The sequence below is a fragment of the Deltaproteobacteria bacterium genome, from assembly GCA_009692615.1.
In the GTDB taxonomy this organism is placed as follows: Bacteria; Desulfobacterota; Binatia; order UBA9968; family UBA9968; genus DP-20.
Genome location: SHYW01000142.1, coordinates 1 through 10957, shown reverse-complemented (window position 1 = coordinate 10957; position 10957 = coordinate 1). Strand labels below are relative to the sequence as shown.

At 58.0% G+C, this 10957-nt stretch carries 11 protein-coding genes; 5 read left to right on the top strand and 6 right to left on the bottom strand.

Features of this window, described 5'->3' with window-relative positions:
• Window positions 1-510: 510 nt before the first annotated feature.
• The 4 genes from EXR70_23070 to EXR70_23055 all read left to right on the top strand — a co-directional run bounded on the left by EXR70_23070 (window position 511) and on the right by EXR70_23055 (window position 3194).
• A complete protein-coding gene (locus EXR70_23070) occupies window positions 511-1371 on the top strand; it encodes a hypothetical protein (protein ID MSP41379.1) in 861 nt (286 codons plus the stop codon).
• Entirely contained in the window at window positions 1338-2129 is a 792-nt protein-coding gene (locus tag EXR70_23065; protein ID MSP41378.1) for an OmpA family protein, read from the top strand. Before EXR70_23070 ends, EXR70_23065 begins: the two co-directional genes overlap by 34 nt.
• Window positions 2129-2812 (top strand): hypothetical protein, encoded by a 684-nt coding sequence (locus EXR70_23060; protein MSP41377.1) that lies wholly within the window; start codon window positions 2129-2131, stop codon window positions 2810-2812. The genes EXR70_23065 and EXR70_23060 overlap by 1 nt, the downstream gene beginning before the upstream one ends.
• A gap of 199 nt (window positions 2813-3011) precedes the next feature.
• Window positions 3012-3194, top strand: coding sequence for a hypothetical protein (locus EXR70_23055; protein MSP41376.1), 183 nt, complete (start codon window positions 3012-3014; stop codon window positions 3192-3194).
• Here the strand turns inward: EXR70_23055 and EXR70_23050 are convergent.
• From EXR70_23050 to EXR70_23025, 6 genes are all read right to left on the bottom strand, one after another.
• On the bottom strand, window positions 3181-3804 hold the full coding sequence (locus tag EXR70_23050; GenBank protein MSP41375.1) for an HPF/RaiA family ribosome-associated protein: 624 nt from the start codon (window positions 3802-3804) through the stop codon (window positions 3181-3183). The two genes, EXR70_23055 and EXR70_23050, sit on opposite strands and share 14 nt — an antisense overlap.
• Before the next feature lie 278 nt (window positions 3805-4082).
• The gene (locus EXR70_23045; protein MSP41374.1) at window positions 4083-5297 is read right to left on the bottom strand and encodes a Rieske (2Fe-2S) protein; all 1215 of its coding nucleotides are present in this window, start codon (window positions 5295-5297) and stop codon (window positions 4083-4085) included.
• Entirely contained in the window at window positions 5236-5658 is a 423-nt protein-coding gene (locus tag EXR70_23040) for a heme-binding protein (protein MSP41373.1), read from the bottom strand. The genes EXR70_23045 and EXR70_23040 overlap by 62 nt, the downstream gene beginning before the upstream one ends.
• A gap of 172 nt (window positions 5659-5830) precedes the next feature.
• Window positions 5831-6940 carry a hypothetical protein gene (locus tag EXR70_23035; protein MSP41372.1) on the bottom strand — a complete coding sequence of 370 codons (1110 nt, stop codon included), beginning with the start codon at window positions 6938-6940 and terminating at the stop codon, window positions 5831-5833.
• Between the two features lie 113 nt (window positions 6941-7053).
• On the bottom strand, window positions 7054-8139 hold the full coding sequence (locus EXR70_23030) for an ABC transporter substrate-binding protein (protein ID MSP41371.1): 1086 nt from the start codon (window positions 8137-8139) through the stop codon (window positions 7054-7056).
• A complete protein-coding gene (locus EXR70_23025) occupies window positions 8112-9530 on the bottom strand; it encodes a UbiD family decarboxylase (GenBank protein ID MSP41370.1) in 1419 nt (472 codons plus the stop codon). The genes EXR70_23030 and EXR70_23025 overlap by 28 nt, the downstream gene beginning before the upstream one ends.
• Window positions 9531-9755: 225 nt before the next feature.
• On the opposite strand from EXR70_23025, the gene EXR70_23020 reads away from it, so the two are divergent.
• A complete protein-coding gene (locus EXR70_23020; GenBank protein ID MSP41369.1) occupies window positions 9756-10712 on the top strand; it encodes an ABC transporter substrate-binding protein in 957 nt (318 codons plus the stop codon).
• Window positions 10713-10957 lie beyond the last annotated feature (245 nt).

The window sequence follows — 10957 nt, the reverse complement described above, 5'->3', positions numbered from 1 at the left end:
AAACAGAAAAAATCGCTACCTTCGATTCCAAAACGACGCATACACTTGGCCTATATCGAACCAACTCCAACAAGGTGGGGTTCCGCTATGGCCAGGTTTCTAACTTACGACCTCAACCCAACGCACTACCCTGACATAATCGCGTTGCTGTTAACATGACATATTGACGTTGCCACGACAGTCGATTCGCCGACTAGACGCCGGCGTCGTCGGCAAAATCCACGATCGTTTGAACGGCTTGAGCGCTGAGCTCGCTGCCACTCGCAAGCTTAAAGGTTTTCTTGTCGCGCGGGGCGGGCCCGAGCGTTCGCCTTGGTTACATCGCGCGGTGTAATTGTTATTTACCGCGCCGCGCCAATTCTCCGCCGCCGAGCGTCAAAGCTTCGGCGCTGACATCTTTGCTTGCCAATTCGCGCACGGCGCTTCTTGCCGCAAAGCGAGCGTTTCTTTCACCACCCTAGGAAATATTTGCCGCCTATCGCACCGCCCGCCACTCAGTTCTCGCGCTAGATGACTGGCACGGTTCCTGCGGTTTGTCCTGGCCGAGCGACGGGCGAAGCTCGCGGTGCTCGGGAGGTTGGCGTGTTGCGCGGTATTCTGATTCCTTTCACCATCGGTTCATTTGTTTGCATCGGCTTGGTTTTACGGCCGGAGTTTTTCGATGGTCTGTCGTTATTGTTGACGCTTGGCGGCGCCGTGACCGTGACGGTATTTTCCTATTCGAAGTCGCAGCTGTTTGGTTTGCGCGACGCCGTCGGCGAGCTGTTGAACGGCGAGCCGGTGAGCATGGATAGCCACGCCCTGGAACTGCGCCGTCTGACCGAGTTGTTCCGGCTGCACGGTATTCGCGCTTTGGAAAATCACGAGCGCCATTTGAAAGATGACTTCTTGCGTTACGGTGTCGGCCTGCTGGTGGATCTGCACAACGAAGAAAAAATTCGTCTGCGCTTGGAACATCGCCTGGCCCATTTCGCCGCCGGTGCGGAAATCAATCGGCAAATCCTTTCGACCTTCGGCAAACTGCTGCCTTCCTTCGGTTTGATCGGCACGCTGATCGGCATGGTCTTGTTGCTCAGCCGGTTGTCCGAAGTCGATCCCAAAGGATTACCCTCCGCCCTTGGCTTGGCTGTACTGACGACGCTTTACGGCGCGGTTTTTGCCAACGTCGTGGTGGCGCCGATTCTCGCCCGGCTCCAATCGGTGGCGGTGGAGCGAGAAAGTTCCATGTTGCTCACCCGCGATTGGATCTTGATGATCGCCCGCGGTGAAAGTGCCAACTTCACCGACAATGTCAGCGCCTACCTGCGCGAGCGCAGTTACGGCGAAAAACTTCAAGAATGGGCGCCCGCCGGCGTGCCAGCCGAGCGCTGAGTTTTATGACACGAGCTTTGCATTTGGTCGACCCGTCGAATCGTCGCGGCTATTCGCCGGCCCCATCGCGACTGGTTGCGCCCAACGACAGCGACAACAATTGGTGGATGATCACCTTGAGCGATCTGACCTTGTTGCTCTTGGGTTTCGTCGTGTTGTGGCATGCGACAGGAAAAGTTGCAGTTAAATTGTCGGCGCCGCGGACACCCGCCGTCGCCACGCCGATCGCCGTAGCGCCGCCGAATCCAATCGACGACAGGATGAGCGCCAACGCTTGGCAAGCCGTAGGCAATGATTTGAATGATTTTGTTGCCGGCGCCGGGCTGCAAAACGATGTCGATATCGAGGCGACGCAAAATGAAATTCTTTTCTCGTTACGCGACAGCGTGCCGTTCGCTTCGGGCAAGGCCGATCTGCGGCCGCAAGCGCTGCCGGTGCTGGAAAAACTGGTAACGATTATTATCGCCCACGCCGGTCTGTCAGTGGCCGTGAGCGGCCATACCGATAGTTTGCGCATCGCCAGTGCGGCGTTTCCTTCCAACTGGGAACTTTCCGCCGCCCGCGCCAGCCGGGTGGCGCGCTACTTGATCGAGAAGGGGATTCATCCGGCGCGCATTTCAGTGCAAGGCTTCGCCAATTATCGGCCTCGCACCGCGAATTCCACGGCGCCCAATCGGCGTAGCAACCGGCGGGTCGAGATTCGACTGACGCAAAATAGTTTGCCGCCGCAGTCATCCACTGTGAGCCAAGCGCGCTAATGCTTCTCGATATCAATCCTGTCAGCCCGGCGGAACGGTCGAGCGAAACGCCAGCGCCCAACGAAGTGCGCCGGCGCGGCGCCGCGCCGGCTTCGCCCTATTCACGGGTGATGGACGAGGTTAGCGCGGGCGACGACAAAGTCCGCGGTGCGGCGAACGCCAAGACGGGAAAACCGTTTTCACTGTGGGAAAAACCCGATTTCAGCTTCGGCGATTTTCTCGACATCATCAATCCCTTGCAGCATATCCCGATCGTCTCGACGATCTATCGCAACTTGAGCGGCGATCAAATCGGCGCCGTGCCGCGGGTCATCGGCGGCGCGCTCTGGGGACGGCTCGGCGGCTTGGTCACCGGCGTGATCAATTCCGTCGTCGAATGGTTTACCGGCAAAGATATCGGCGATCACATTTACTCGGCGATTTGGGGAGACTCTCCCAACGCGGTCGCCCAGGTTACGGATAAGCCCGAGCTGCAAGCTGAGCGATCGGTGAACCTCGCCGAGCCGACAGCGAAAGCACCCGCGGTCGTCGAATCCGAACCGAAGATCGTTGTCGAGGAATTGCACTCGGCGCTGACGCCGACGGAAATTATTTCCAGCCGGTTTTTAGATGCCTACCATCGCCGCGTCAAGGAAAGCGAAGACGCTGGCAACAAGCCGCAGGTCGTTCGCGTGAGTGCTTGACGCAATTGGCGGAGAAGGGAGGGAGTCGAACCCTCCGAGGACCTTACGACCCTCTGCTTGGTTTTGAAGACCAACGGCACCACCGGGCACCTTCCTTCTCCCGAATAAGGTCACGGCAACTTAGCTTGTTTGCCGGGTCGGTGCAAAAGGGCTGACGGGATAAATTCCTGCGCGGTTTACCGCTGGTGCGAAACTGCCGGTGACAATTGGCCAAGGTTTTGAACTCGGCCGAGCCGAGCGCCGGTCGGAGCGTCAATCGTCCGCTCGTGGCGCCACTTGCGGCATCGTTTCGATGCGCGCTGAGCCCGCCGCCGTCTTAGCGGGCGAGGATTACGGCGGCGATCCGTCGCTCGGTGCCGCCGATGCAATCATCCAGCAGTGAAGCGAACCGTGCTCGCCTGGGGCCCCTTGTCGCCCATCTCCTCGGCGAAATGGACCTCCGTGCCGACATCGAGGCGCTCGAAGCCCGGCGCCAGCACGCTGTTCCTATGAAAATAGAGTTCGCGCCTATCGGGAGTTTCTAGAAAACCATAATCCTCGAATGGGAAAAGTTTGACGATACGGGCGACCGCCACGGGCTCGTGAACTTTGACCTGGCCGCTCTGGCGCCGCACGTGGTCTTGCAGCTTGCGCCCCGCGGCGTGGAATGCATCGCGGATCGCGACGTAGACATCTTCGTGGGCCGCATGTTTGCTGGGCTCATGGAATTCGGTTAATTCCTTTTCCGGATCTTCGCCGTGGTTCAATTTCGCTGCCGCCAATCGTTTCGGCGCGTGACTGATCGCCAGCTCGCCGCCGGGCACGGTCAAATCGATGTGCACTTCATAGGTGACTCCCTTGTGATGATGGTGGTGCGGCGCTTCGACAATCACCCGGCAACTGATGATGTGATCGTACAGGGAGTCGAGCTTGGCGGCCTTCTCGCGGATGTTCGCTTCGATGGCCGGCGACGGCGCAATGTCGCGGAAGGTGATTTTCAGGGGAATCTCCATTGCTGATTATCCTCCTCAAACATTCGTCAATTTCAGTATACACCCATAGCCCCGGCGATAGATGCACCCGTACAGCGAATTGTTCGGACGGGATTGCCGAGTCGCTCCTGTTATCGTCTGCGCTGACCGCGCGCGCCGATGCATCGATTGTCATTAGACACGGCATTTTTTGTCGGCGCCGAAGGTATTGTACACTTCATGTACAGCTGCCGGCGAGTGTCGCGACCAGCGTCAGTGGGCCCAGAATTGTGATCAACCCAAGCTTCATAACGCTGGGCTTACACCTTGGCCTGGCTTGGTTCGGGAACGTGTGAATAGGAAATCAATTGTTGAATTCTTTCCGTGCGCCGCCACTGGCTGAGCGGCGCGCCGTCGGCCAGCGCTTGCAGCTCGCGTATCCAGATTTTTCTTTGCAGGATCAGCGGCGTGTCGGAGCGGCCGAGGTTTTCTTTCTGGCGCAGCTCGTAGGGGCCCTGGCCGACTTGCACGGCGTAGTCTTGAATCCACACGATATTCGCTTTGTCGTCGCCTTCGAGATCTTGAATGCGGATCTCGCCGCGTAGCACGGCGGCGCCGAGTTCATTGGGCGCGCGGCCGAGTTTGCCGGTGCGCGCGGCGTGGCGTTTTTTCACCGCTTCGCCTTCGATGCCGTCCTGGACATGCTGGATGTCGAGTTGAAAGCTGGCGTGGCTTTCGTCGTCGATGGGCACGCGCCAGGCGAGATGATCGCGGTCGGATTCTTTAAAACCGAGAATGTTCGGCATGCCGTAATGCAAATACTGCACGCGCCCGGTGGAGGTCGTCGTCGTCAGCATCAAGCCCCATTCGGTTTCTTCCTGTAGCACCGCGGGAATCTCGCGCGGCCGGCGCAGGAAAAATTCCGATTCTTTGTGGGTGAATGGGATGTGCACCGGATCGTTTTCGATGTTGTTCAAAAAATTACAGGGACGGATATAGGTCTCCACCCACAATCCGGCTTTTTCGAAATCGGGGAAGCGCGGCAGCGGCGGCGCAGCATCGTCGCCGAAGTAGACGAAGATCATGCCTAAGTATTCTTCGGTCGGATAGCTGCGAATGCGCACCTTCTCGGTGAAAGCTTCTTTCTCCGCCGGCTGCTCGATGCATTGGCCCGAGCCATCGAACTTCCAGCCGTGAAAGCGGCAGCGCAACGCGTCGCCTTCGACCCAACCGACGGATAGCTGCGACTGGCGGTGCGGGCAGCGAAACTCGACCACCTGCGGCCGGCCGCTCTCGCCGCGGTAGAGCGTGAAGTCTTCGCTCATGATGCGAATCGGCTTGGCCCAGCCCGGCTTCAAGTCTTCGGCGCGCAGTACCGGGTGCCAGAATTTGCGCAGGTATTTACCGGCGATGGTTCCGGGTCCGGTGGGAAAGCAGTCCATGTAGTCGATGGTCGGCATTACGCAACTCCGCTCAAGATTTGGCGACCAAGCCCGCGGCTTTGATGCCAGCGATGGCGCAGTCTTCGTCTTCATCCGCGGTGCCGCCGCTGACGCCGACGGCGCCGATTATCTCAGCACCGTCCATGATCAGTACGCCGCCGGCCACCGGCACGACCTTGCCTTGGGACATCACCGATAGCGCGCCGAGAAATGCCGGCCGCTCTTTTAACCGTTCGCTCAACGAACGGCTCGATTCGCCCATGCCGACGGCGCCCCAGGCTTTGCCGATGGCGATGTCCGGGCGCAGGATGCTGGCGGCATCTTCGCGTTTGAGCACTTTCAAGCAGCCGCCGTCGTCCAACACCGCGACGCACATGGGACGATATTTCGCCTCGCGTGCTTTGGCGAGGGTTTGATCGGCGATGATATTGGCTTTGTCGAGAGTCAGTTTCATTGGTTAACCTCCAAATTTGGCGCAGCTTCGCTGCGGTTGTTTTTCAAAGCGAACAGATTTGCCGCAGTGCAAGGTGCGTCGCACCCCCACTCTAACTCTCCCCCGTCGAGGGGGAGAGAATCGGAATTCGGACTAAGATTTACGGAGCGCAAGTGTTTGCTCATCGTTGCAGTCAATCGTTCGCGCTTGAATGCAGTCCCGCCAGCCGTTCGCTGCGCTGCCATTGCTTGAGCGGTTTGTCTTCTGCCAACGCTTGCAGCTCGCGCTCCCAGATTTTTCTGATCAGGATCAGGGCGCGGTCGGAGCGGCCGAGCATTTCTTTTTTTCTCAGATCGAGCTCGCCTTGGCCGACTTGTGTCGCGTAGTCTTGGATCCAGACGATGTTTGAGCGCTCGAGCCCGTCTATATCTTGAATGCGCAGTTCGCCGCGCAAGACCGCTTCGCCGATTTCTTTGGGCGAACGGCCGAGTTTGCCTTCGCGGGCTTTGTGGCGGTTTTTATAGGCTTCGCCTTCTTCGCCTTCAGTGATGTGCGTCACGTCAAGCTGGAAACTGCAATGACTGTTGTCGTCGATGGGCACGCGCCAGGCGAGGTGATCGCGGTCGCGCTCGCGAAAGCACAGAATGTTCGGCAAGCCATGCTGCGTGATGTAGAGCCGGCCGCTGGGAAACGTCGATTGCAACAGCACTCCCCATTCGCTTTCTTCGACGCTGATATCGGGAATCTCTGGCGGCCGGTTCATGTAGAATTCCGATTCGCGGTGGGTGAAGGGAATGTGGATCGGATCGTTTTCCAAGTTGTTGACGTAGTTGCACGGGCGCACGTAGGTTTCCGCCCATAAATTATCTTTCTCGAAATCGGCATAGCGCGGCAGCGGCGGTGGCGCGCCGTCGCCGAAGTAGACGAATATGAGCCCGAGATATTCTTCGGTCGGGCAGCTGCGGATGCGCATTTTTTCCGCAAACGATTCTTTTTCCGCCGGTTGTTCGACGCACTGGCCGGTTTGATCGAACTTCCAGCCGTGAAAGCGGCAGCGAATGGCGTCGTCTTCAATCCAGCCAATGGAGAGTTGCGATTGACGGTGCGGGCAGCGAAAGTCGACGACGTGGGGTTTGCCGCCGTCGCCGCGGTAGAGCGTGAACTGTTCGCCGAGAATCTTGATCGGCTTGGCCCAGCCGGGTTTTAAATCCTGCGCGCGGTAGACCGGATGCCAAAATTTTCGCATGTAGCGGCCGGCGAGTGTGTCGGGACCGGTGTAGTAGAAATCCATGAAGTTGACCATGAGTGAATTCTCCCTGCTTTATGCGAAAGTACTTCTCACCACGAAGGTCACGAAGGGTTCGGATAAATTTTTTCCTACCTTCGTGCTCTTCGTGGTGAAATGTCTTTGTCATTCTAGCGCGCCTTGATGCCGAGCATGCGCTGGGCTTCGCGCAAGGCGCTCGCGTCGGCGACTTCGCCGATGGGCACCGGACGCGTTAGCTTCAAGGCATTTCTGGCGTCGTCGATCACCAGTTTCATGCCGTCCTCGGGGATGGCGCCGTCGGGGCTGAACAGTTGCCAGGTCGAGTCATACGCTGCCGCGGCATCGTCGCGCTGAATCTTGCCCCAGTCGGCGAGTATGTTGATCGCTTCCTGGCGGTTGTCGCGGATAAAGCGATTGGCGCGAATAAAAGCTTTGATCAGCGCCGCGACTTCTTGCGGCTTCTCTTTTAGTTTCTTATTGCTGGTGCCGAGGCCGATATGGGGAAATTTGAAAAAATCGTCAGCGCGCGCCAGAACGTTCAAACCTATTTTGCGCGCTTGTGAGTCGGCCGGGGGCGCGATGATCGTGGCATCGATGAGTCCTTCTTTGAGAGCGGCGAAGCGCGCGCTATCCGAACCGAACGCGATGAGCTTGGTTTCTTTGTCGGGATCGACGCCCGTCCGTTCCAACATCAAGCGGGCGACGACGTCGTTCGAGCTGCCAAATACGCCGATGCCGATGGTCTTGCCTCTAAGAGACTTTAAGGCGTTGATTTCCGGCCGAGCGATGAAAGCGTAGGGCGGGCTGTCGATCAGCACGGCGACGACTTTGAGAGGAATGCCGCGCATGGCGGCACGGATGACCGACGCGAAGATCATCGTGTAGTCGCATTCGCCGGCGATCAATGCCGACATCGCCACGTTGGCGTTCATGCGGATGACCTCGACGTCCAAACCTTCTTCTTTGAAGATGCCTTTCTTCGCCGCCACGCCGGCTGAGAGAAAACTTAGGTTGTAGCTGGTTAAAGAAATGCGGACTTTGTCGGCGGCGTGGGCGGCGGGGATGACCGCCATGAATGCGGCAATCGCGAGGATAACGGCGAAAGTATTTTCACCACGGAGGACACGGAGCGCACGAAGTATCTGGTAATAATTTTTCCGACCTCCGTGTCCTCCGCGTTCTCCGTGGTGAGTCAATGGCATTGTCATTATTTTGTAAAACCGTACTCGGACCATTTATTCTTCGCCTTGTCGATAAATTCTTTTGGCACGCGCGCGGCGGGTGGGTAGGCGTGCTTGCGCGTGGCGTCGATCAACATTTTGCTGCCGGAGCGCCGGCGCGGGTCGTGTTGGGGAATATCCGCCGCGGCAGTCGATGGATCGACGCCGGAGGGCACGACGCCGTCGACGATGAAACTGTCGCGCGCCGGTTGAGCGCGAAAGCCCATGGCCCATTCGACTTGGAATGGACTACGCACGTCGATATCGTCGTCGACCACCACGGTGAATTTGCCTTCCTTGTTCATCAGCGACCAGGCGCCCCAGGCGACTTCTTTCACTTGTTCGGGATATTCTTTTTTCATCGCGATCACCAACATACCGCTAGCGCCCCCGGCTTCGGTGAAGTGAACGTCTTTTACCGGCAGGCCGAGCACGTTGCGCAGGTGGTGAAACAATCCGGCGGAGCGGCTGAGACTGCGGATGCAGCTCGATTCGCTGGGCGGCATTTGACTTAAAAATGAATGATAGACCGGCGCGCGCCGCCGCGTGATGCAGGTGATGTCGATCACCGGCTGTTGACCGCCCGGACTCATGTAACCGGAAAATTCACCGAACGGTCCTTCCGCTTCGCGATAACCGGCGCGCAGCACGCCTTCGAGAACGATCTCGGCGTTGGCCGGCACTTGCAGGTCGACGGTCTCGCATTGCACCAGCGGTACCGGCTCGCCGCGCATGCCGCCGGCGATGGAAAACTCATCGGTGCCGTAGGGAAACTTGCTGATCGAACAAAGCACGATGGTCGGGTCCATGCCGATGGCGATGGCGATCGGCATGTCTTGTTTCGCCGCTTCGTACTGGCGGATATGTCTGGCCGCGTGCTGGGCGCCGCCGACGTAGAGACCGACATGCTGCTTGCCCTTCATCTGAATTCGATAGGTCCCGACATTGCGCCGGCCGGTTTCGAGATCTTTGGTGACGATCACCGGCGCGGTGATGTAGGGTCCGGGATCTTGGCTCGGTGTCCAAACCACTTGCGGCAATGACAATACGTCGATGTCGGCGCCGCGCTGGACAATCTCTTTGCACAGACCGCTTGGCACGATGACGGGATCGATGGGATGGCGCTGGGCGTTCTCCCAGACTTGGGGAATTTTTTCGACAGTCGTGGAAAGCGCGTGGGCGTAGATCGCCGGCGAGCCGCCGATGACGCCGATCACCAGCGGAAACTGACAATCTCCGACCTGGCGAAAGCCCAGCGCCGGCCGCTCGTTCCAACCGTAACGGTCGAAGGTGTGGCGCGTGATCGCGGCGACTTCCCAGCATGGATCGACGCGCTGTTCGATCCAGTGCAGTTTGCCGGCGGCTTCCAAGCGCGCGAGATATTCTTGCAGATCGTTGTCGGCCATGAAACCACTCTAGCCAATTTGGGCTTTGCTTTCGACAACCGTGCGAGTATAAAAATTCATTGATGCTTAGCTCAATTATAATCTGGTGCCACGGTTGCCAAGGAACATCGTATGTAGGGGCGGCCCCCTGTGGTCGCCCGTCCCAGAGGGCAGACACGGGGGTCTGCCTCTACAAAGACACTTCGTTGAAATTAAATTGAACCACTATCCAAGCGGAGGTTTTTGATGCGGGTGAGAATGATTGTCCTGATTTTGTTCGCCATCTTGTTCGCGGCCGATGTTCACGCCGCCGACAAAGTCAGGATCGGCGTGTCGAATTATAATATTTCCAATCTCACCGTCGGCGTTGCGCAAACCCGCGGTTTTTTCAAACAGGAAGGCATCGACGCGGAAATCATTCGCATGAATCCCAACGTCGCGACCATGGCGTTGGTCAGCGCCGATGTCGATTATTCAACTTTGATCGGCTCGACCATCGTCGCCAACTTGAAAGGTGCGCGGGTAAAAATGATCGCCTGTTCACTCGACCGCACGCCCTTGTCGTTGGTGAGCCGAGCGGACATCAAAACCGTTCGAGAAGTGAAAGGTAAAACCATCGGCGTCGGCTCCTACGGCTCGACGCCCGATATCATCGCGCGCATGGTGGTCAAACACTACGGCATCGATCCCGAGACCGAGATCAAACTTTTGGCCCTCGGTTCCGATGCCGCTCGTTTGACCGCGTTAAAAGAAGGCGTCATCGACGTGATGATTGTCGCGCCGCCGGTGGATTTCGAAGCCAAACGGATGGGCTTCAACATCATCAGCCGCACCGGCGATATTTTCCGCTTCCCGTACAACGGCCTGGCCACCGGCATGAAAAAATTATCCGAGCGGCCCGACGAGGTGAAGCGGGTGCTGCGGGCGATGCTCAAGGCGAACAATTATATTTTGAAAAACCGCGAAGGCACGATTCAAGTGCTAGTCAATTGGGCCAAGTCGAAGCAGGAATTCGCCGAAGCCGGTTACGATTCCGCGGTGAATGTTTTCAGCGCCGATGGCAGCATTCCCGAAGAGGGCATGCGCGTGGTGCTCGACGGTCTGCGCAAATCGATGAACATCGCCCGGCAGGTTCCACTGAGCGAAGTCGCCGACACGGCGCCGCTCTTCGAAGCGCAGCGCGAGCTGGGGCTGCGTAAGTAACTATTTCTAGAGACCAGACGCTTTCGCGATGCTGGCACTTTATTTTTGGTGTCATTCCGAGAGTGAGCGACGAATCTCGTCTTGGCTATAAATCGTGGGCGTAAAGTGTACCACTGAACCGGCAAAGATCTGGCAGAAAATGGCGGGTCAAAAGTGTACCGGTCCTGTAGGCTGTCTCGATGTTATTGAATGGCATCGGGAGGCTGGAAGGATGTTCACAGTGGAGCTTTATGCAAGGATCAGAA